Below are 23,218 nucleotides of genomic sequence, written 5' to 3'. Positions count from 1 at the left end.
ACGATCGCTGCATTCACTAAACTATACTCGTATAAAATCGCTAAACTAAATGCTCCCATTGTGAAACCAAATAAGAGATTTGTAAATGTAGAATGTCTATTCTTCCTATACTCAAGCACAAACATAGCAGCGTGCACAATTGCACTAATAATCAATCCCCATGTTGTAAAATCAGGTATTTTAGCAATAGCTAGTATAAAGAAAACTGCATTCGCACTAAATATCGCCAAACGCGGTTCTGGTATAAAACTTCTCTCCGTAAACATATGCCAAAATAATAGTAAATGAATCAAACCATATACAATCGTTAACTGTATTTGCAAGTTCTCTACTAATATTGACATAACAGCAAAGAAGACAAAAAGAACAATGGCCGCAACAGCGTAAGAAATCATATATAAATATTTATAACGATTTTTCAATCCATACCATAATAAACTAAGTGTTAACACTGTCTCATATCCAAAGAAAATATAAGGATTAGGAGTCGTACTATTTAACAAGAATGGCACGAAGAACGCTCCTACCGCTACGAAGATAGTAAGGTATTCCGAGTTATATCTTTTCGCTAAATAAATCCCTAAAATAACCCATGTAATATTAAAGAGAAACGCGATACTTGCCGGAATAAATGCATACAAATAATGTGCCGCAAACGTCGTTAAAACAATCCCCGAAATACTTCCTCCAACCAATACTAATCCTAACGCCTGCCGCTCTCTTTTAATTTGAATATCTCCTATATAATACAAACCGATAGATAATGCGATACCAAACACAATTCGTATTGCTGGTGTTAATAAACCAGCATCTACCCCTGCTTTAAATAACCAGATCACTCCAAGCAACATAATACCGACAAATACACGCGGTAACCACGTTTGACAAAACTTAATAATATTAAATGGCTCTGGTTTAAAAGCAGATATATCTACTTGTTTTACCTCACGTTCTTGCAAAGGCTCTTTTATCTTAACTATTTCTTCTTTTGGCTTTTCCTCCATTACCGTTTCAATATATTCTTTCTTATCCTTACTAACATGTTGCTGAGCGTTTTCTACTTCTATTTCCCTTTGCTTCACCTTTAATTCAGCAAGTGCTTCTTGAATCGTTTCAATTGCCGTTTCGAGTGCTTCTATTTTCTTATCCAAATCCTTCTTCATATGCTACCCCCTTATTCGTAACTCTCATTAAACCTATATATTACCAATTACCTTTATCATACTCTTAGTCTATTCATTTTCAATAGTATTTTTCCAAAAAAAGAAAGGTGTCTTCCCAAAATAGGAAAACACCTTTTTACTCATTTATTCTTATTTAAAGCAATGCTAACGATGAAACCAAGACACATGCCTACAATAGCTGGAACAATCCATCCAACACCTTCTGTATAAAACGGAATGTATTTTAATACTGACGTCCACTGATTCATCATTACATTTTTATTTAAAATATCAATTGCACTAAATATTGCTACAATCCAAACAGTTACTGCATATACGTATGCATACTTCCCAATATACTTATGGAATAACCCTAGAATAATAAGCGTTAATGCAATTGGATAAATAAATCCAAGAATTGGTACTGATACTTTTAAAATTTGCGTTAATCCTAAATTAGCTAAGATCATACTAACAACGCTTACTATAAATGCCCACACTTTATAAGATACTTTCGGAAATGCACTCGAAAAAAATTGACTACAAGACGTAACAAGTCCAATTGAAACACATAAACATGAGATAGTAAAAATAAGACCTAATAAAACGACTCCGCCCTGTCCAAATAATGTAGTCATAACTTGTGCTAACACTTTGGCACCGTTATCAAATGTTCCTAATGAGCCACTAATTGCCCCCACATATCCAAGGATGACATAAATAATCGATAATAATAGTCCTGCCCCGATTCCAGCAATACTCATATATTTCGCTAAACCTTTATCATCTTCAATACCCTTTGCACGTAATGCATTTGCAATAACAATTCCAAAGATTAAAGCAGCTAACGCATCCATTGTTAAATATCCATCTAAAAACCCTTGAAACATAGGAGCTTGGCCATAGTTCCCTATTGGTTCTTTCATATCTCCTACTGTTGTAAACATACTCTTTATAAAAATAAGTGCAATCATACATAATAATAACGGCGTCAAGACTTTTCCAAACAACCCCATTAGTTTAGATGGTGATAAACTTAACCAGTAAACAATACTAAAGAAAATAACTGTGTAAAACAATAATACTCCACTTCCTGCTTCAGGGAATAACTGACCTGGCCCCATTTCAAAGGCTAAACTTCCCGCACGTGGTATACCAAGCCCAGGTCCAATAAATACATACACGATACATGGAAAAATAATTGCAAATGAAGAATGAACTCTACCCGCTAACGTTTGAAAACTTCCTGCTTTTGCAATAGAAATAACACCTAATATAGGAAGACCTGTTGCTGATATAATAAATCCTACTAACGAAATCCACACATGTTCTCCTGCTTCATATCCAAGAAAAGGTGGGAATATAAGATTCCCTGCTCCAAAGAACATCGAGAATAACATAAGACTAATAAGTAAAATTTCTTTTTTCTGTAACAATTTCATTTCTTTCTCCTTCTTTAATTTCATCTTTTATGAAATCAATTCCACATATAAAAAAAGTACAATAACCCGCTTCCTTACAAAGAAAACATAGTCCATAGTCTATCACAAAAGAAACACCCCTTCTATAGCTATTCCCTTTTTCCAATCTCTTCTGAAAAATCAACCTTTATTGACTTATAATAGTTAATAAGGTAAAATATTAAATGTACAAAATTATTAACTTTGTTTTTGTTTGTGTCAGGAGGAAAATAACATGGAATCAGCGATACAACTAGAAAGAGAACAACAAAGAAAAAAGAAACATCCTCCAGGTTTATACTTACTCTTCTTTACAGAAATGTGGGAAAGATTTAGTTACTATGGATTACGAGGATTATTAACATTATATTTAACGACAGCTTTAGTAAGCGGTGGTCTTGGGTTTAGTCCCGCATGGGCACTCTCTATTTACGGATTTTATACTGGAGCCTGTTATTTCACACCAATGATTGGTGGATACTTAACAGACCGTTTTCTAGGTAGACGAAAAGCAATCACAATTGGTGGTATAACAATGGCAATCGGTAACCTTACACTATTTGCCTTGCAAAACCAATTAGGCCTATACCTCGGATTAGCGCTTATTATTATCGGTAACGGATTCTTCAAACCGAACATCTCTACACTGGTTGGAGAATTATACGAAGAGAACGATCCAAAACGTGATAGTGCATTTACCATTTTCTATATGGGTATTAACGTCGGGTCATTTTTAGCTCCACTCGTTTGCGGGTTTTTATCAGAAAATTTATTCAAAACAACAGTTGATGGCGTTGTACATTACGGATTCCGTTACGGTTTCTTAGCCGCTTCAATCGGAATGATTATTGGACAAATTTTATTTACAACATTATCAAATCGCTTCCTTGGTGATATCGGTAAAAAACCAACTCGCGATTTACAAACAACAGATGGACAACCATCAGTAGGAGATACACCGTTAACAAAAAAAGAAAAACAACGTACCGCAGTTATCGTCATTTTAACATGCTTCGTTGTCTTCTTCTGGGCTGGCTTTGAACAAGCTGGTAGCTCCTTAACATTATATACAAACAAATTTGTAGACCGCTCTGTCTTCGGATGGGAAGTTCCAACATCTTGGTTCCAATCGGTCAATCCATTATTTATTATTTTACTTGCTCCAGTCATTTCTGCATTATGGGCAAAACTTGCAACTCGCAAGCGCGGTGATTTAAAAATCCCAACTAAAATGGGACTTGGTATGATCTTGCTTGGTATCGGTTATATCATTCTCGTTATCGCTACATTAAAAACAGGTAGTGATGAACATAACATTACAGAAAAAGCAAACTTACTATTTATCGTCTTTACGTATCTTTTCCATACGTTAGGTGAGCTATTCTTATCACCTGTCGGACTATCAATGGTTAGTGCGCTTGCTCCGGTAAAATTAGCATCTTTACTAATGGGTGTATGGCTAGCAAGTTCAGGTATCGCCAACATTTTAGGCGGACAACTTGCAAGCTTCACAACCTCACTTGGATACGCTGAAGTATTCACGGTTATTGGCGCTGTGGCAATTGTATTAGGTTGTGTTTTATTATTAATTTCTAAGAAATTAGTGAAATGGATGGATTAAAAAAGATGAGGAATTTCTCCTCATCTTTTTTTATGCCGTTTTACCTTTTTCTATTGCTTGTTCGTACAGCTCTTTATGTTCTTTATATTCACTTGGTACGAAACTCTTATAGAAGAATGAGAACCAGCTGTCTCCCTTTTTATACCCTTCTTCTCGAATTTCTGCTGCTTTTTTATTCAATTTAAACCCTTCAGTAAACCATTTCTTTAACAATTCATTTCTTTCATACTTAGCAGGAACTTTTAAATTATAGTTTTCAAATGCATACTTATAGCCAGCCTTTTCTACTGCCTTTTTTGTAGACTTATAGCCTTTTTCATACGCTGTTTCATATGCCTTCACGTATACTTCTTTCTCTCTATTTCCAGGATTCTTTTCAGCTAGTTCTTTCCCTGTCTTTTCTCCTAATTCAGCTTGTTCTTTTTCAATTTTTTCTGTTCTTTCTTTATTCCCTACTTTGAACCCGTCTACAAAGTTTACCTTAAACTCTGGAGCAACTTGACTATCGTCCATCGTCTCTTGTGCTAAACCTTGTTCTTTTCCTTTTTCAAAATGCGTTTTCTTCTGCTCTTCTAAAGACCATGCGGCTGCATAAGTCGCTTTAAACGCTTGTTTATATGCATCAGATTTTCCAGCTACATGCACTTCTGCATCATTTTTTCCTGCTTTAAAATCAGTTTCTCCATTCTTTTGACCTTCAAGTTGACCTTTTTCCATATCAGCTTGGCGCTGCGCTTCCTCTTGCTTACGTGCCTCTTCAGCTTTTCTTTGTTCTTCGGCTACACGTTGTCTCTCTTCTTCAGCTTTACGCTGTGCTTCTGCATTACGTTGTTTTTCAGCCTCAGCGTTGCGCTGTGCTTCTGCAGCACGTTGTTTTTCAGCCTCAGTATTGCGCTGTGCTTCTGCTTGTCTCTCAGCTTCTACAGCACTATTATTATTCTGGCTAGGAGCTGGGCTCGTTGCACCACTACTAGAAGCTGGTTTATTGTGATAATGATATTCCCCGTACTGTAATCCCCATTTCTCACAATTTGTACGACACGTATGTCCGCCATTAGCATCTGTACGCCCTGGATGCGCATAAGCTGAAATTGGAGCTACCAATAACGCTATACTCGTTGTTAAAAGAAGTTTCTTCACCTGTTGTCTCACTCTTGTTCCTCCCAAAATATAGAATTATAACTTTATTATACATAAATAGAAGAATACTTAAATACAAACCAAAACATTCTATTTTTTCTCAACATTAGTAAAAAAGAAGGTGAACTCTTTAAAGAGTTCACCTTCTTTTTTACTTCTTCGCCTTCGTTCCTACTAAATCACCAGCAACAACATAACGCTTAGAATTATCCTTTACAGATACACATGTAATAAGCGTTATCTCATCTTTCCCATGATCCTCCACAACTTCCCACTTATCAGGAGTTACTTCAGATACACCAGTAACCGCATACTCATATTCATTTTCATTGTCATACAAATAAATTTTATCGCCTTTTTTCAAAGAAGCTATATCACTAAATAAAACACCTTTTTTAGACATGTTATGTCCTGCTAGTGCGTAATTTCCTTTTCCCATAACTTGATTCTCTTTTACTGTCGCTGCACCTGTTAATAAGTTTTTTTCAGTAGAAGCTTTCAAAACAGGCAGTTCTACTGAAACACTTGGAATCGAAATACGACCAATTACTTGTTTCTTATCTAATGATGCATTCGCTACTTCCGCCAAGTCTGGTTGATTAATTTTGGAAGCATCTACAAATTCCGTCTCATGCTTTTCATAATCCATCTTTTGAACAGCCTGCACATTTTCAGTCTGTTTCTTTTCAGCCTGATACCCATCATAAAATGGCTTTCCAATTAACACGCCACCTACAACAAATAGAAGGATTGCTACTATACTATAAATTCTTTGCTTATTCATATACAATTCCTTTCCCTTACAAAATCTTACTCTATATAAAATGATAAAATAATATCGCTATATGTACAAGTATTAGCTGAAAAGAAACCTTCTTGCCGGTGCAAGAAGGTTTCTTTTTAAGCTAATTTATTTCTGTATAATGATACGTGAAATACTGTCATTTGAATAAAGAAAATAGAAAATAGAATATATAATGGGTATCCAGGAAGATATTCATTAATAATAGGCGAAAAAGTTAAAAATCCAACTGCACAAGGTAACACAAACCATAACGATACAAATGTTGTTCGACAAGCTTTATCCGTAATCGCTTTTTCACGTTCATCTTCTAGTGGAAATAATAATGGATACATCCAAAAAGATAAATTCTTATATTTTTTCTTTTGAATTCTATAAAAAATTGTAACTATAATAGCTCCAATAAATAATAAAATAAATGGTACTCCATTAACCGCTACTTCAAACGGGAATTTCTCGTTTTTAAATATGTCTGCTAACTCTGTAATAACACTATAAAATTCAACAAATGTCCAGCATGCTAGTGCAGTATAGAGTACATTTATAATATAAGAAAAACCAATTCTACTCATCCTCTTCCCCCTCCTTATTTAAAACAAACACGTCTTCCATCTTTAACTGGAATACATCACAAATCATCAATGCTAGTAACAATGAAGGAACGTAATCCCCTTTTTCAATTGCAGCAACTGTTTGTCTCGTCACACCAACCTTTTCTGCTAATACACTTTGTGAAAAATTAAAACGAGCTCTTAATTCTTTTACTCTGTTTAAAATGGTCAAATTTACCACCTCTCACCATTATTGTATGCTATCCTTAACAAAATGTAAACTCAACTTAACATTAATATTGTAAAAAATCCAACTCTACGTATTGTAAAGTTGGATTACGTTTTAGTTTAAAATTGTAACTTTAACGATTTTTCTTCCCCATTGACTAGAAGACCCTTTATCAGGCATTAACACATCAATTCTGTTACCTTTAATCGCTCCACCAGTATCTGCTGCAATTGCGACTCCATAACCTTCAACATTTACAGTTTTGCCTAATGGAATAACACTTGGATCTACAGCAATTAATTTCATTCCTGGGTTTGCAGTTAGATTATAACCTTTACCACCTGGTCCCCATGCAGAAAATACTTGTTGACCTGACGCATAACCATTTTCCGCTGGATCAGCTGTATAAGCTGTAGCTTCTACATAAATTTCTTTCCCACCAGCAGTTGGCTTAGAAGGTTGTGCAGGTTCTACCTTCGAATTATTATTAGCAACTGGTTCTGCCGGTTTACTAGCTTTTTCTTGCTTTTGCTTTTCAGCAATTTCTGCTTGTGCTTTCGCTAAAGCTTCTTGCTCAGCCTTTGCAGCCGCTTCTGCTTTTGCACGCTCTTCCGCTGCGATTCTTGCTGCTTCTTGTTCACGAGCAATTGTTTCTTGTACTGCCTTCATATTTGATTCAATTTTAGCTTTCTCTTCCGCTGCTAAATTAAGCTGACTTGCAACCTCATTATATTTAGCTTGAACTGTTTGTAAGTTATCTTGACGTTTTTTCAAGTTATCTTGCAGTTCAGCTTGCGCTTTTGCTAATTTTTGTTTGTCTACTACTAAAGATGCTTCTTTTTCGTCAATTGTTTTCTTATCTTCTTCAATTTGACGAAGATCTTGTTCTTGTAGACGTAAAATTTCTTTATCAGCTTCTAGAATAGTAGAAACTGCGTTCATACGTTGTAAGAAGTCTGCAAAGTTTTTTGACTCTACTACAACTTCTACTACTAAACTTGTATTTGAACTGTTTTGAACAGAAACCATACGTTTTCTCATAATGTCTTTACGAGCAAGGACTTTATCCTCTAAAACGACAATTTCTTCCTTTTTTTGTTCAATCTGCTTATGTGTTTCATCGATTTTACGTTGAATAGCAGCTTGATCCTCTTTATTTTTTGCAATTGTATTATTTAAATTATGTAGTTCGTTTTCGATACCTTTAATTTCTTTACTAACAGCTTGCTTCTCTTGCTCTTTCTTTTGCATTTCTGCATCGTTTTGTTGCAATTGCTGTTGCATGTTGTTAAGTTTCTCGTCGTTTGACTCTGCTTTAACAGCGACTGTACTAGAAAGACCGATAATTCCTGCTAATACTAGACAGCTGATTCGCTTAAAATAGTTCATAATCCGACTCCCTTCTTATACAGTTATACATGATTTATTTTACAGTTTGTTTACAAAACGATTAAATACAGTTTATTTTTCGTGACAAAAAAAAGAGAATTATGAATAAAATGTAATAGATTCTTAAATATTTAACAATTCCTATATTTAAAAAATACAAAAGATGCTAAAATCCAAATATAGAGAAAATATAACTTTCGAAGGCGGTTGAAATAAATACATGTTTACTCAAAAGAAATCACTCCAACATACAATTGCTCAATTAGAAGAGCGTATACAAGAATTAGAAGCAGAATTGAAACAAAAAGATATTGAAAAACAAGAGACTATTTCGACTATCCACGATCGTGTACAAAGCGTTGTACAAGAGCATCAACTTGTAAATAACCAACACAATACACTCCAAAATTTAGTTCAACAATTAAGTTCATGTTTCGAAAATGTTTCAACACGTACGACACATTCCAATGAGTTAAATAATGAAATGTTGCAAAAGGAACAAAGCTTAATTCAGTCTATTGCAGAAATTATTGACTGCTCTAATGAAGGAAAAGAATCCGTTCACCGCTTACTTATTGTAATTAATAAATTAGGTGAACAATCTCAACGCACGTCTAATAGTATGAATCATCTAAGCGAACGCTCAAAGGAAATCGAGCAAATTGTAGAAGTCATTCAAAACATTGCAGCACAAACAAATTTACTTGCCTTAAATGCGAGTATTGAAGCCGCACGTGCTGGAGAGCACGGTAAAGGATTCGCTGTCGTTGCCAATGAAGTAAGAAAACTAGCGGAAAGTACAGCAGAAAGCACAAAAAACATCGGCAACTTAACGAAAAAAATTCAAGAAGAAATTGAAAAAGCATACGATAATACAAAAGATAATTTACATTTAGTCGATGAAGGTGTAGAAATGAGCGCCGATACAAACGCTAGAATTGAAAATATTTTAGTTATGATTCAAACGTTACAAAATGGCGCTACAAATGTTATTAAGGCTATTGAAAACCAAAAGTCTTGTAATGATGACATATTACGAGAATTCGCTAATACACAACAAATGTTCCAAAAATTAAATACTACTATTATGAATCATATTCATGATGCTGAAAAAGTCGATGTTCAATTGTCTAAAAGTCTTCAAGGAACAGTAACTTCTTAATTAAAAATAAAAATCCCTTATACTGCTATAAGGGATTTTTATTTTATTTCGAATATTTATTTCTTTTCAATATTCATCCATATCTTTGTTATAATGGAAAAGTTGTTTCTTTCAACTAATAAACAAGGAGGTTATTATGGAACAATTTTACTACGTTTTAAAATATTTAATTCTCGGTCTGTTCCAAGGACTAACAGAACCAATTCCGATTTCTTCAAGTGGTCACCTCGTTTTAGCACAACATTTGCTAGGACTAAAAATAGAAGGATTTAGCTTCGAACTACTTGTTAATTCAGCTTCATTATTAGCTGTATTACTTATTTATAGAAATGATTTAATTCGTCTGACGAAGAATGGTCTCTCTTATATATTTACAAGAGCAGAAGACGCGAAATCAGATTTCTTCTTTATTATTTATCTTGTTATTGCAACCATTCCAGCAGGTGTTATTGGTGTTTTATTTAAAGATTACATCGATCAGTACTTAAAAGGTGTGAAGATGGTTGGGATTTCCCTTCTTATTACTGCTGTCGGCCTTTGGATTATTAGAAATTTACGCGGTCGTAAAAATGATGGCGACCTTTCTATGAAAGATGCAATCATCGTCGGATTAGCACAAGCTTGCGCACTGATTCCTGGAATAAGCCGATCTGGTGCCACAATCGTAGCAGCAATGTTACTTGGTATGAAGCAAGAAACAGCTCTTCGCTTCTCATTCTTACTATACATTCCTGTTAGCTTAGGTGGCTTATTGTTAAGCATTACAGACATTGCAAATGATCCAAATCTAGACACATTATTCGTACCATATGTCGTTGCATTCATCGCAACATTTATCATGACGTATATTTCACTAAAATGGTTTATGAACATTATGGCAAAAGGAAATTTAAAGTATTTCTCTTTCTATTGTATTATCGTAGGTGTACTTACTCTTATTTTCTTATAAAGTGAAACTTACAAATCGAAAGCGAGTCATTCTATTACACTAGATGACTCGCTTTTTTATACCTTTATTAAGTTAAAACCTATCATTTACTTAGAATTTTCAGAATAATATAATAATTATTAAGTTCACTATTATAGTAAAGCTATCTTTCCTACTATTATCGTAAAAGAGGTGTTTATATACTTATAGTTACTAAACTCATTCACATTAAGTACGGATATGAAAGTGAGCTACTTTGTGAGCTTAAACAATATTATCCTTCCCCTGGAACGAACGGTTTTATTAACATAGAGTTTTCACATGTTCATCGTACAAATGATAAGACAGAATATATGTTTCGTATGTTATGGAAAACACAACAAGATTACCATACATGGCTTTCTCAAAGAAAAGGCCATGAAACTTTGAAGTACAAAATACAAGGCTATATCCTTTCTTCCAAATCAAATGCTACCTATGTGCATTAACTCTTCTCTTTTTATTCCTTGCGAGGAGAAAAATGATAAAGTGAAACTTTAATCCTCACCAATCGTGCTTCCCACAAATAGCGGGATAAAGAGCCCTCTTACTTTTCATACTGTAAGAGGGCTTCTCTTATGCATACACTTTCTTTTCTTGACAATACAAACGAATAACATGTTTATTTTGTTGAAATACATCATGCGTCAGACGAATAATAATAAAGTTTCGTTTTGTTTGATCATCATGAACAAAAATCTGTTCTCCCTCCTGAAAACGCCATGCACTTTCAAAAGTCGTAATATGATCCCCACTTACAGAAAAAAGTTCATATCGCATCTCTTGTACCCTCTCTCAACTTACATAATCATAATATCCTCATATTAAATTTATTATAACTTAATTCCTATAAAATTAGTAATTATTTCTATTTCGAAAGATTTTAACTTTGTATTTAAATATTTTTAGCGCTATAATGATAAACGAATTTTTATTGAAAGGAGTTTCACTTTGACTGCATATTTATTTCCAGTAAAAACAGCATTTATTTTATTTCCTTTTTTAGCAATGTTTCTTTTAATCCCTTTTCTAATATTTAATTATCGAAAATACGGTTATTTAAATAAATGGCGCTCATTTATTTTATACTCATTATTACTTTACTTATTAAATGCCTATTTTCTTGTTATTTTGCCGTTGCCACAAACGTTTGATACTTGTAGCCTACAATCGGCTAATACACAACACATGCAACTCTCACCATTTTATTTCATACAAGAGATTAGTAGTCATACATCGGCAGTTTTAACGAAACCGGCTACTTATTTCTACTTATTAAAAGAGTCTGCTTTTTTACAAGTTGCATTTAATGTTCTATTAACTGTTCCATTCGGTATTTACTTACGTTATTATTTCCGACGTAGTTTCCTACAAACAATTTACATTTCCTTTTTCCTTTCACTATTTTTCGAGCTAACACAAGTGACTGGATTATACGGTATATACAATTGTGCATACCGATTATTTGATATCGATGATTTGTTTTTAAATACATTAGGTGGCGTAATTGGTTTTATCATTGCACCAATATTTACGTACTTCCTTCCAAAAACAAACGAGTTAGATAGTCATATTAATTTAGAAACGAAACCAGTCGGATTCATTCGTCGCCTTATCGCGATGCAAATTGATTGGATTTTCTTATCTATCGTTGTACCTGTCATTAAAAACAAAGGAAATTCTTTCTTCGTTTCTAATATGCAATCTTACACCAATATGTATGAACTCATTTTCATTACGTGTTCAATCCTTATTTACTTTATTATTATTCCATACTTTACGAATGGAAAAACAATTGGGAAAGCATTGCTTCGCATTCACCTGAAAGGAAAATCAGATCGTATTACATTAAAAGAACTATTTATTCGATACGGTATATTTTATTTTGCGTTAGGCGGAATCAATTATATTCTTTCTAGTAGTTCTATGTTAAATCATACAGAACCTTTAGTATTACTCGTTACATTGTTATTCCTATTCATCATTAACGGCCTGTTTATTATTCATGTTTTACTGCATGTATTTAGCCGGGATAAACTACTATTTTATGAGCATATTAGTCATACAAGAAATGCAATTACACTAAAAAAAGCTGACAAATAATTATTTGTCAGCTTTTTCATATACATAATGTGAAACTTTAATCAACCCTCCCAAAACGAGCGGTTATCTCCCACCGAATTTTGAGATGGGAGTATTACTGCCTGTTAATGCGGGATAAATAACTTTTCTGCATAAGGATTAAAAAACATTCCAAGTTCATCTAGAGACTTCCTCGCCTGTAAAAACGCATGAAACTCTGGATATATATCTTGTAATTGCTCATACGATAATGTATGCATTTTCCCCCAATGCGGACGCCCTTCATACTTCATAAAAATTTTTTCCACTTCGCCAAAGTAAGCAGCATATTTCATACCTTTATACATATGAACAGCGATATACGCTGAATCTCTTCCATAGGCTGGACTAAGCCATATATCATCACCTTTCACATAGCGGCATTCGATCGGGAAGTGCACCTTATACTTTTTCTTTTCAATAAGATTTGAGATTTCTTCTACCACAGTCCTCATATACTTTGAAGGAATGCTATACTCCATTTCATAAAATGGTACCGTACGTGATGTAGCAAATACTTCATAGCTCGGGCCAATTATTTTTGTGTTTGGTACAGCCTTAGCTGATAATCGACTCACTCCTTTACTTATAGAAGGAAACCATTTACACCCTTTAGATAGTAAAGAGAACATCCTATTTTCAAGTAACTCCACCTTTAGTTTATGCCATTTCAAATCACTGCCTGTATTCGTTGTTTCGTTCGTAAGTTTTACTTGTACTTCATCAGAATAAGGAAAAACGAAAAATTCAAAGTGACGATGCTTCTTATACTCTTCTAGTTTGTTCATTACAGTAGATAATGACTGTTTTTCACTTTCATAAACGAGTGAATACGCTGGAATAACCTTCAATTTTATCTTTACAATGATACCTAACATTCCAAGTGACAACTGAAACGCTCTCCAATATTCTACGTTCTCAACTTCCGAACAAACTATACTCTCACCATTAGATAAAACTGCCGTAATCTCTATAACTTGTGTTGATAAGCTCCCAAAGGTAATACCCGTTCCATGAGTCCCCGTACTAATCGCTCCTGCAATAGATTGCGAATCAATATCCCCTAAATTTTCTTGCGCATAACCTTTTTCCTCAAGTAACTTCCCTAAATCATATAACTTTGTTCCTGCCCACACTTCAGCGACCATCTTCTCTTCATCAATATTCACAATGCCCTTCAATTCATCTAAAGAAACTAAAACTTCTTCCGTTTGCACAAGGGGTGTAAACGAGTGTCCTGAACCAACAACACGAATTTTCTGCCCCTTTTTTCGTGCAACCCCCACTACTTCTACTACATCTTGTATACTTTCTGGATACATCGTATAATGCGGCGTCCCTTCTACATTCCCTGTCCAATTCCTCCACCTTTGTCCCTTTATAGAAAGCATTGGCCATCCCCCCGATATGTTGAATACTCCCCAACAATCTCTCCTTGTTTAACACGATACAAAAAAGGAAAGCGTTCACATAATTCACCAGCCTTACTATGACGAAACAAAATGGACTCTCCTATGTCCACTCTTTCCTCGCCGTTATAAAATATTGGCGTTTGTACCTCGCCAGCACCTTCTAAAGCTAATAGTTTTGCACCCTTTGGTCTCCAAACTTCAGGCTCTTTATCTTTTCCAACTGCTCCTGAAGCAATATATCCACCACCTAGGCAAGTGTAAATAAACGGGACTGGTTTACGCACAACTGGTAAGGCAAATCCGACCGCTGGATGAAATTTCACCTCTTTATAATAATCAAACAGCTTCGGAGAATAAAAAGCAGAACCTATTGTAATCTCTGAAACTGAATTATCTTTCTCAGTTGTTTTTATGCTTCCTGTTCCGCCTCCATTTACAAACCTTAGCTCAATACCAAGTTTTTGTATTGCTTTTACAATATATTCTCTTCTTTCTTTAACTTCTAGCACTGATTTCTGCTTTAAATACGAAATCACTTTACTTTTCAGCCATTGATTCGGTATATGGTCTCCCACCCCAGCAATTTGAGCTTCATAACCCATCACACCATCTAACATTAAATATGATGACCTTCTCACCTTTTCTACTACTTTCAACGCATCCTGCACATTTTTTACTGGGGATCTTTGTACACCAAAATGAAATTGAAAGAAACGACTACTCATATCAATATCCAAACAAACACGAAAACATCCTTTAGATTTCTCAGCAATTTTTTCTAAATACACAATATGCTCTTCACAATCCACCATACAAGTTATAATGAAACCTTTCTTTGTTAGCAAACTAATTTCATACAAAGCTCTTTCATCATAAGCAGGATATCCAAGCAATAAATCATTAAATCCTTGTTCTATTAAAAATAAAGTCTCTCTAGGTGAAAAGCACATAATACCTTGAAATCGATCATTTGCAGCTAAAATCTTTTGCATAATCGGAACAGAACGTAACGATTTACTCGCTATACGAATCTTCTTATTTCCACTTAACTCTATAATTGATTGAATATTTCTATCTAAAGCCACTTCATCCAAAAATGCACACGGTAATGGAACTTCTTTAAAAATTCCTCGATCCACATTTTTCTCTCCTCTTCTCAATATGTCTTATACATATTGGAAAGAAAGTGTGATTTTCCTGTTTGCAAATAAAAAAAGTTTCTTCTTTACGAAGAAACTTTTTGAAACTACTTCATAGAAATAGTCGCCTCTACTGGATAATGATCAGAGTAATCATTATACGTATATTTTTGGAACCATGATGTAACAGTCCATTGTGGAGATTTCGGCTGTAACACCTTATTCTCTATATACGATGGGTTCGCATGGTCTTTGCTTGCAATAATATAATCTAAATACTCGGCAGGACTATCAGGGAAATTATATTTTGCAATACTGTTTGTCGTTGCATCCCAAGTCGCTGTATGTCCAGTATAAGATGGTACAGAAGCGTTCAATGTTTTAAACATAGATGTATACTCTGAATCATTCTTGTTCTCTGCATTTATTTTATTTACGTTCATATCACCACCAATTAACACATACTCATTATTTGGTATATTTTTATTTTTAATAAAATCTTGAATTTCTTTTAATTGGTTCGTACGTACAGATGCAGGTGAAGTTTTTCCGCACATACTATCTTCAGCCTGCAAATGCGTCCCAATTACGTGAATGAAACGATCATTTTTCTTAATTTTCGTATATACAAATCCTTTATTCGATAAATTATCTGGCCCGCATCCTTTTGCAAATACATATTGAATCTTTTCAGCGATTGGCCATTTGCTGACAATCGCAACGCCACCATCTTCAGGAGTTGAAGATGAATAGTTCCCTAACGTTTTATCCCATTCGCTTCCACTACTACGACCTAATACTGCTGTTTGATTTGGATATTCTTTCTTCAAATTACCTAATAAACGATCTGATGCGCTATTATCAAACACTTCATTTAATATAACAACATCTTGATTCTTTATATAATCTGCCGCCCCAATTAAATCAGCACGCTCAGTTTGTCCCCAGTTTGGATATAAGTTTGTTGATAGCATATATACATTATGCGTCATCACTTTTAATGTATCATTTTGATTTGTAGATGCTTCTGCTTGAGCTGACGTTCCGCTATATAAAGCTCCTAAACCAACACCTAAGCTAAGTACACCTTTTAGCAATTTACCTTTCACGTTTCATACCTCCATGTATTGTATAGTGATAAAAAGGCCAAATACTCTATTCTGAGATTTGACCTTCTTCAAATACTTAACGATTTCCGTACGTATCAAACCAAAGCTGAATATATCCAGCAGTAACACGTTGTGCATCCATTAAACGCTTACCTGTCATTGGTGTAACTTCAGCGCGCCATTTATCTGCATATTCTTGTGATACAGCTGCTCTTACGAACCAATCTTTCGTATTATCATTTACAATGCCAGCATAATCTTGCTTCGCAACTACTGCCGCTCCATGAATCCAATCTTCTGGATTCGTACCTTTCCAGTTCCAATACCCATTTCCATCCGTTACTTTATAATTATCTTTTATCGTATCTACAAAGTTTTCATATTTAGAATGGAATCCTTGTGGATACGAAAGATTCGTAAAGTTTGCCGCATGCATCGGTTGGTTTACATCACCTAAATAATGAAGAGATAATCCTAAATAGAAGAATGCTTGTTTCATATCTTTATTTTTGTAAGACTCACCAGCTAATTTAAAATATTTAGCTCCAGTTTCCTTTGCCTGCTTTGCATACGGAATATAAGTTTTCCCATTGTCAGGGTCATAGAAATGTGAAGCAAATGTGCTATTATCATAATAAGGATTTTCATAGTCAGCAGCATAAATACCGTTCTCTAACTCAGTACGCCATTCATTTAATAGTGCAACTCGATCTTGTTTTACAAGTGTTGTATTACGAGACATAATATCAATTGCACGATTTACAATCCATAAATGAGAATTCACGCCTTCTTTATGTTTATCTTCAGCAGACCAGCGCGGAATAACTCCAAATCTCTGTCCCCCATCATTTTCATGAGCAAATGCAACACTTTGTAATGGAGCAACTAATGTAATAGCTGCCGCTAAAGCAAGTACTTTCTTTTTCATATAAAATCCTCCATTTTATAATTGAATTATTGTAAACATTTTGTTAGGATCCTATGATGTCATCCGGTTAACCTATGACTAGAATATCCCACCTTTCATGAAAATTCTATCACTAAATCAAAATATGCAAATGTTCATATCATTATAACTTTATACACAGTGAATATAATGAATGAATACACTTTCATTTTAATAAACTATTATTAAGGCTTGTCTAAACTAATGTAAAAAAAGAGTAAAGCATCTGAATGCTTTACTCTTTTTTTCTATTTGATAATATCGTTGGTAATTGTACATTAGTTGCCAGCTTACGAATAAATCCAAACACTAATCCCATTCCAATAAATATATATAATATCGTGAAAATCTTTCCAAAATCTGTCTGAGGACTAAAATCTTTATCTCCTACAGTTGTCAATGTCACAACACTAAAATATAACGCATCTAAAGGACGTAACCCTTCAACCGTACTATAAAAAATTGTACCCGATATTAAAGTCAAAATTGTTAATACGAATAATACTTGAAATTCTTTATCTTTCCACGCTCGTAAACAGGCTCTTAACATTCGCTTTAAAGTTAACAAAAATGAAAGCATTAGATTCTCCCTTCCAAACAAAAATACATTTAGTCAAAGGAAAGTCTATCACCTTTCAGTATAGAAAAAAAGTAGCCCTCTTCTATTTCTAGAAAAGGGCTACTCTTTTCGATTCTATCTTATTTAGGTGAAACAAGAATTTTCACTTGTGTTTTATCTTTTACAAGTGCTTCAAATCCTTCTTCAATAACTTGATCCACTGTAATTTTTTTCGTAATTAATTTCTCTGCTTGAATTTGACCAGAGCTAATTAATTTAATAACAGCTGGGAAGATGTGACGGTATCCTAAAATACCAATAACTTCTTTTTCTTTTAATACTAAATTATTCGGAGTAATTGTTGCGTCTTTTTCCCATACACTAACAATTACAGTTTGTCCTTCGAAGCTTGTACTTTCAATCGCTTGGCGTAATACAACTTCAACACCTGTTACTTCAAAGCTAACATTTACACCTAAACCATTTGTTAAGTTACGAATTTCAGCTAGCACATCTTGAGTTGCTGGATTTAATACATAATCTGCACCTGCTAATTTCGCTAACTCTTGACGTTCTTTAGAAAGTTCAACTGCAATAATAGGAGTTGCTCCTGCTGCTTTAGCTGCTTGGATAACAAGAAGTCCAATTGGACCGCAACCAAATACTGCTACAGCTTCCCCTTCTTTTAATTTACTTTGACGTACTGCATGAACTGCTACTGCTGCTGGTTCTACAAGCGCACCTTGTTCATACGTCATTTCATCTGGAATGTGATGAACCATATCTTCTGGTACTACTGTATATTCAGAGAAACCGCCGCCTTCTCCGCCAAGACCGTGGAAAACAAGTTGTTCACAAACATTGTAATGTCCATGTTTACAAGCTTCACATTTACCACAAGAATAAATTGGTTCTACAACAACACGGTCTCCCACTTTATGAGATGTAACTCCTTCACCAATCTCTATTACCTCACCACTAAACTCATGACCTAAAATAACAGGTGCTTTCACATGTGTTAATGGATGTTCTTCTGTTGGAATAAAAATAGGCCCTGCTAAATATTCATGCAAGTCTGTCCCACAAATACCACACCATTTAACTTTGATTTTCACTGTTCCTGGTTTTACTGTTGGTTCTGGTACTTCTTCTACTCGTACATCACGTTGATTATGCCAAAGTAGTGCTTTCATTTTATACATCCCTCTCTATGTATATACTTAACCTGGTGAAGTTTACAAATCTATTATAATACTTCTATCCATATATTTCAAAAAAACAATCACATCCCTACTAATTTTTTACAAATAACGTTCAATATTTTGTCACTTTGTACTTTTTTCCACATCTGTTAATTCAATTTCATTGCAGGTGAAATTAGCATTGTGCCATAATAGCATTGGAGAGGTGAATATCGCTTGAAATATTTTATTTACTTTATCGTTATCGTGGCATTTTTAGATACATTTTCACAATTACCTATTATGAGTACTTTCGCTCAAAGCCTTGGAGGAACTCCTCTTATTATCGGGCTAGTTGTCGGTATGTACTCATTCGCTAATATGATTGGTAATATTATTGCTGGAGCCGCTGTCGATAAATTTGGTGCAAAAAAAATCCTTTATATAAGCATGGGAATTACGAGTTTCATAGTCTTGTTATACACCGTTGTTCAAAGTGGTGAACAACTATTAGTTGTGCGCTTTATGCATGGATTTAGTGATGGCTTTTTAATTCCTGCTGCCTTTACATTTTTATCAAAACAAACAAATGCAAAAAGACAAGGAAAAGCAATGGCTCTATCTGGTGCTGCTGTTGGAACAGCGGCAATCGTAGGACCTGCTTTCAGCGGTATTATGAAAGCAACAGCTGGCGTAGAATGGGTCTTCATTACTATTTCTATTTTAATGGCTCTTGGTACAATCGTATCTCTATTCTTCTTACCAAATAACGTATCAAGAAAAGATACATCAAGAACGCAAATGATGAACAAAGAAGATATGATTGAACTGTTAAAATCAGAACCGTTATTACAAGCATATATTGGTGCTTTCACATTAATGTTTTCACAAGGAATTGTCACTTATATGTTACCAGTAAAAGTTGAGGCATTAGCGCTTAAAGCATCTACAACAGGCATGATGTTAAGTGTATTTGGTATTACTGCTATCCTCTTCTTCTTGCTTCCAACAAATCGTATTTACGATCGATTTAATCGTTCGAAACTAATGCTAATCGGAATTGCAGTTATGGCATTCGCATTATCTTTACTCGGATTATTTGCTACAAAAGGTATGCTCTTTATTGTAATGATGATTTATGGAATTGGATTCGCAATCCTCTTTCCGTCTATTAACGCTTTACTCGTTGAAAATACTACAGACGATAATCGCGGAAAGGCATTCGGATTATTTTATGCCTTCTTCTCATTAGGAGTTGTTGCTGGCTCCTTTACAGTCGGCGCAATCGGAGCATCACCTAGCATCAGCTTCATTATCGGGACAGCATTTTTATTAACATTTGCTGGGATGATTTATGTAAGAAGCAAAGTAAAAAAGACAATGATGGGATAATCCATCGTTGTCTTTTTTAAAATGCATATTGATATAATCCGTAATATAATGGAAGCGTTGGAATAATGCCAATTAATTTAAATATAAAAGGTAATGGCTCATCTCGCTCTTCATATAAACGAAAAACAAAAACTGCAGTTAAAGTCCAAATGACGCTAAACAAGAAGATACATTTCCAAACAATCGAGGTTAATATTTGTATATCAAATACAAAACCAAAGAGCCCTATCCACGTAATAATAGATACTACAAAGTCAAACTTTTGAATTGGTGTTTGAAACATACCCCTTACTAACGAAATAATAGCTAACATTGCTACAATAACTAAATATATTTTCCAAAGCATAATGATAATCTCCTATTCAATTCAACTTTTAACTTTCAGCAAACCATATTTAATAAACAATATAGCATTATATTTTTCATAGAAATAATACAATGGATAACAAAATAAAAAGAAAATAAGTACAGTTGGTACATTGTCTACAATAGAAAAATATTTTACTAGTAATTCCTTAATACTCTCTCCAATAATAATAAACAATGGAATTATACAAATCATCGCTAATATTAAACATGACGTTACCCTTATTTCTTTCAACTTCACCTTACAATGTGGACACCTTAATGAAAAAGGATGTGGGAGATCAATAATATGTTGTACAGTAATATCCCCTTCACACTGTGGACATTCAATAACTTCTTTCATTTATCGCTTACTCCTTTCTATCTATAAAAAGAGCCATATTGAATAGAACTCTTTTTTGCCCAATATATTACTTTTGTGTATAACCAAATAACAATGTAAATAAATTGAGCCGTAAAGGCAATAATACATTACTTCTTTTAAAAAGAAAGTTTATAAATAACGACGATACTTCGACAATTTCCTCGGAAATATTTCCTTTCTCCACATAATTTGATACACTACACATGAATAAACATTTGTATTACATAAACTAAAATAATAACTTACTGTACAAATTAAAAAGCACACTCTTCATATGAAGAATGTGCTTTTATGTTATTAACGTTTAATCCAAACAGCGCCTGCCGATTTATCTTCTGCCTGTCCAACAACTTGGAATTTAAGTCCAAGGTTTGGAACTTTTCTTCCTGAATCTACAATTTGCTTGTTACTATATACTTTTGAATCATCAAAAGTTGTAACACCTTGTAATCCAGAATAGTTAAACTGGCCACGTGTTAATGAATTTACACTCCATGCTGGTGTTTTATCAAATGAAAATGCAGCGTCTGCAATTTGCATGCCCGTATTACCGTACGCTGGTTTCCCGTTCAGATTACCAACAAGTGCTTCTGGATGAGAATCTACAACCCCAAGGAATCCTTCACCTGGATGCACCCCAACCCAGTTATCTTTAAAGCTATCATCTGCATACCAAACGACAAGACCTGTATTATACACTGGACCTTTTCCTGCTTTTAATCCATTATCTGATCCCGCATAGTTTCTCCATTCTAAGTAGTAATAATGAGCTTTCTTCTCTGTCCCATCAGAAACAACAAAACCATTTAAATTCATTTTAGACTGTCCTTCTGCATCATCAGAAAATACAACTTGTCCATCAACAGTTACATTTACATCGTCCATCGCAAAACCTTTATATGTTACAGCCGGATCTGTAATATAGTCGAATTGTAGTTTCACTTTTTTGCCTTTAAATTGACTTAAATCATATGATTTATCAATCCATTTCCCATCTGTTGTATCTTTATCTCCTTGGACTACTTTTTCTCCAAGTCTATCAATTAATGTTTTCGTTCCATCTTCTGTTACTGCATGTACTTCGACGAAATCGCACTCTGCTTCTAACTCATAATTTGCTTTATAATCGAATTTTGTATTTGTTCCTTTTGTTAAGTCAAAGAATGGTGTCTCTAACGTTGTATGCATATCATCGCCTCTTGTACTATAATATGCATGCTTTCCAAACGCCGGTTTAATCGTTTCAACACTTTTACCTGGTAAGTTAACACGTACAACGCCTGGACGATTTGATTTCGTAACACTTTGATCAATATATGTAGGAACTCCCACACCACTCTTAATTTTATCGTAATCTACTTCTAATATTTTTGCCCAGTTGCCACCCATATTCTTTTGTAAGAAGTCTTTATTTTGTGGTGAAAAACTTGTCGGCTCCGTTCCTGCGATTTTTCCTGTCCAACTACCTCCACTCATTAATGACCAAGCTTCGACAGGTGAACCATTTCCAGTATATTTCGTGTCATATTCATCTGGTAATCCAAGATCATGTCCAAATTCATGCGCAAACACACCTACAGCTCCATCTTCTGGTTCAATTGTGTAATCATGTGCTGCTACTTTTCCACCAAAGTAATCTACCTTTGATTTTGTACCTTCAATCGCTACTGGATCTACTGCTAATTTTGAACGATGTGACCAGATCGCATCATCACCTAATTTACCGCCACCAGCTTCTTGACCAACACCAGCATGGATTACCATTAAATGATCAATTACACCGTCAGGTTCGTTTTGATTCCCATCCCCGTTTGTATCATATCTATCAAACTGATCAAACTGAGATAAATCTAGTCCTTTCTCAGCAGCTGCATGCAAAGCTTCTTTCACTAAATCACGTGCACCTTTCGGACCTTTATTATCGTGACCACTGCTACCATCAGCTCCATAATCAGATGCTTTTCCTGGAACTGTTAGCCACTCCGTTACATATCCGTCTGTCGTATAACTACCACCAGACTGCTCTTCATAGTATTGTTTAAATGTTTTTACTTTTGAACCATCAAATAATGTATAAGGCTCCTTACCAAACAACATCTTTTGATAATGTTCTCTACTGAAGTCTTTCGAATACATATAACCTGG

22 protein-coding genes and 1 pseudogene are annotated in these 23,218 nt (G+C 34.5%); 6 read left to right on the top strand and 17 right to left on the bottom strand.

Going from position 1 to position 23,218, the window contains the following annotated elements; translation table 11 throughout:
- Together MR167_RS22760 and brnQ1 are read right to left on the bottom strand one after the other, a co-directional pair.
- On the bottom strand, window positions 1-1,163 hold a 1,163-nt coding region (locus tag MR167_RS22760), incomplete at its 3' end, for a DUF2339 domain-containing protein (protein ID WP_242315520.1).
- A 140-nt stretch (window positions 1,164-1,303) separates the two neighbouring features.
- The gene (brnQ1, locus tag MR167_RS22755; protein ID WP_000771704.1) at window positions 1,304-2,605 is read right to left on the bottom strand and encodes a branched-chain amino acid transport system II carrier protein BrnQ1; all 1,302 of its coding nucleotides are present in this window, start codon (window positions 2,603-2,605) and stop codon (window positions 1,304-1,306) included.
- A gap of 253 nt (window positions 2,606-2,858) precedes the next feature.
- Between brnQ1 and MR167_RS22750 the strand changes: the two genes are divergently transcribed.
- The gene (locus tag MR167_RS22750; protein WP_000443141.1) at window positions 2,859-4,244 is read left to right on the top strand and encodes a peptide MFS transporter; all 1,386 of its coding nucleotides are present in this window, start codon (window positions 2,859-2,861) and stop codon (window positions 4,242-4,244) included.
- Window positions 4,245-4,274: 30 nt separating this feature from the next.
- Here MR167_RS22750 and MR167_RS22745 read toward each other — a convergent pair whose 3' ends face one another.
- The 5 genes from MR167_RS22745 to MR167_RS22725 form a co-directional block, all read right to left on the bottom strand.
- Window positions 4,275-5,396 carry a YHYH domain-containing protein gene (locus tag MR167_RS22745; protein ID WP_106103610.1) on the bottom strand — a complete coding sequence of 374 codons (1,122 nt, stop codon included), beginning with the start codon at window positions 5,394-5,396 and terminating at the stop codon, window positions 4,275-4,277.
- A gap of 139 nt (window positions 5,397-5,535) precedes the next feature.
- Entirely contained in the window at window positions 5,536-6,168 is a 633-nt protein-coding gene (locus MR167_RS22740; protein WP_001041729.1) for a class A sortase, read from the bottom strand.
- Window positions 6,169-6,284: 116 nt separating this feature from the next.
- Entirely contained in the window at window positions 6,285-6,758 is a 474-nt protein-coding gene (locus MR167_RS22735; protein WP_000086544.1) for a DUF2178 domain-containing protein, read from the bottom strand.
- The gene (locus MR167_RS22730; protein ID WP_000154017.1) at window positions 6,751-6,969 is read right to left on the bottom strand and encodes a helix-turn-helix transcriptional regulator; all 219 of its coding nucleotides are present in this window, start codon (window positions 6,967-6,969) and stop codon (window positions 6,751-6,753) included. Before MR167_RS22730 ends, MR167_RS22735 begins: the two co-directional genes overlap by 8 nt.
- A 111-nt stretch (window positions 6,970-7,080) precedes the next feature.
- Window positions 7,081-8,355, bottom strand: a complete 1,275-nt coding sequence (locus MR167_RS22725; RefSeq protein ID WP_001105781.1) for a 3D domain-containing protein — start codon at window positions 8,353-8,355, stop codon at window positions 7,081-7,083.
- A gap of 631 nt (window positions 8,356-8,986) precedes the next feature.
- Between MR167_RS22725 and MR167_RS33735 the strand changes: the two are divergent.
- The 3 genes and pseudogenes from MR167_RS33735 to MR167_RS22710 form a co-directional block, all read left to right on the top strand.
- Window positions 8,987-9,517, top strand: a pseudogene (locus tag MR167_RS33735) (methyl-accepting chemotaxis protein); the annotation flags it as partial.
- Window positions 9,518-9,653: 136 nt separating this feature from the next.
- The gene (locus MR167_RS22715; protein WP_000434794.1) at window positions 9,654-10,466 is read left to right on the top strand and encodes an undecaprenyl-diphosphate phosphatase; all 813 of its coding nucleotides are present in this window, start codon (window positions 9,654-9,656) and stop codon (window positions 10,464-10,466) included.
- Between the two features lie 179 nt (window positions 10,467-10,645).
- Window positions 10,646-10,933: an antibiotic biosynthesis monooxygenase family protein gene (locus MR167_RS22710; protein WP_043333453.1), complete on the top strand. Its 288-nt coding sequence runs from the start codon at window positions 10,646-10,648 to the stop codon at window positions 10,931-10,933.
- Between the two features lie 127 nt (window positions 10,934-11,060).
- Here MR167_RS22710 and MR167_RS22705 read toward each other — a convergent pair whose 3' ends face one another.
- Window positions 11,061-11,264, bottom strand: coding sequence for a hypothetical protein (locus MR167_RS22705; protein WP_001268332.1), 204 nt, complete (start codon window positions 11,262-11,264; stop codon window positions 11,061-11,063).
- A gap of 171 nt (window positions 11,265-11,435) precedes the next feature.
- Here MR167_RS22705 and MR167_RS22700 point away from each other — a divergent pair, with 171 nt between their 5' ends.
- Window positions 11,436-12,587 carry a VanZ family protein gene (locus MR167_RS22700; protein ID WP_000128031.1) on the top strand — a complete coding sequence of 384 codons (1,152 nt, stop codon included), beginning with the start codon at window positions 11,436-11,438 and terminating at the stop codon, window positions 12,585-12,587.
- Between the two features lie 104 nt (window positions 12,588-12,691).
- Here the strand turns inward: MR167_RS22700 and MR167_RS22695 are convergent, their stop codons facing one another.
- The 6 genes from MR167_RS22695 to bdhA all read right to left on the bottom strand — a co-directional run bounded on the left by MR167_RS22695 (window position 12,692) and on the right by bdhA (window position 18,963).
- A complete protein-coding gene (locus MR167_RS22695; protein WP_242315518.1) occupies window positions 12,692-13,996 on the bottom strand; it encodes a D-arabinono-1,4-lactone oxidase in 1,305 nt (434 codons plus the stop codon).
- Window positions 13,984-15,156, bottom strand: a complete 1,173-nt coding sequence (locus tag MR167_RS22690; RefSeq protein ID WP_000373749.1) for an amino acid deaminase/aldolase — start codon at window positions 15,154-15,156, stop codon at window positions 13,984-13,986. The genes MR167_RS22695 and MR167_RS22690 overlap by 13 nt, the downstream gene beginning before the upstream one ends.
- Window positions 15,157-15,263: 107 nt before the next feature.
- Entirely contained in the window at window positions 15,264-16,265 is a 1,002-nt protein-coding gene (gene sph, locus MR167_RS22685; RefSeq protein WP_000676793.1) for a sphingomyelinase C, read from the bottom strand.
- Between the two features lie 76 nt (window positions 16,266-16,341).
- On the bottom strand, window positions 16,342-17,193 hold the full coding sequence (cerA, locus tag MR167_RS22680) for a phospholipase CerA (protein WP_000730997.1): 852 nt from the start codon (window positions 17,191-17,193) through the stop codon (window positions 16,342-16,344).
- A gap of 253 nt (window positions 17,194-17,446) precedes the next feature.
- Window positions 17,447-17,791, bottom strand: a complete 345-nt coding sequence (locus MR167_RS22675) for a potassium channel family protein (RefSeq protein WP_000948212.1) — start codon at window positions 17,789-17,791, stop codon at window positions 17,447-17,449.
- Between the two features lie 119 nt (window positions 17,792-17,910).
- A complete protein-coding gene (gene bdhA, locus MR167_RS22670; RefSeq protein WP_242315516.1) occupies window positions 17,911-18,963 on the bottom strand; it encodes a (R,R)-butanediol dehydrogenase in 1,053 nt (350 codons plus the stop codon).
- 225 nt (window positions 18,964-19,188) lie between these two features.
- Here bdhA and MR167_RS22665 point away from each other — a divergent pair, with 225 nt between their 5' ends.
- A complete protein-coding gene (locus MR167_RS22665) occupies window positions 19,189-20,343 on the top strand; it encodes an MFS transporter (RefSeq protein WP_000873268.1) in 1,155 nt (384 codons plus the stop codon).
- A gap of 16 nt (window positions 20,344-20,359) precedes the next feature.
- Here MR167_RS22665 and MR167_RS22660 read toward each other — a convergent pair whose 3' ends face one another.
- From MR167_RS22660 to inhA2, 3 genes are all read right to left on the bottom strand, one after another.
- Complete coding sequence (locus MR167_RS22660; RefSeq protein ID WP_000964465.1) at window positions 20,360-20,689, bottom strand: hypothetical protein; 330 nt, start codon at window positions 20,687-20,689, stop codon at window positions 20,360-20,362.
- Between the two features lie 21 nt (window positions 20,690-20,710).
- A complete protein-coding gene (locus MR167_RS22655) occupies window positions 20,711-21,052 on the bottom strand; it encodes a hypothetical protein (protein ID WP_242315514.1) in 342 nt (113 codons plus the stop codon).
- 318 nt (window positions 21,053-21,370) lie between these two features.
- On the bottom strand, window positions 21,371-23,218 hold a 1,848-nt coding region (gene inhA2 / locus MR167_RS22650; RefSeq protein ID WP_242315512.1), incomplete at its 5' end, for a M6 family metalloprotease immune inhibitor InhA2.

Origin of the sequence: Bacillus cereus group sp. BfR-BA-01355 (genome assembly GCF_022663675.1) — a bacterium.
Classification (GTDB): Bacteria; Bacillota; Bacilli; order Bacillales; family Bacillaceae_G; genus Bacillus_A; species Bacillus_A thuringiensis_S.
Note: the sequence above shows the minus strand (reverse complement) of the source record. Positions and strands in the feature narration are given on the sequence as shown.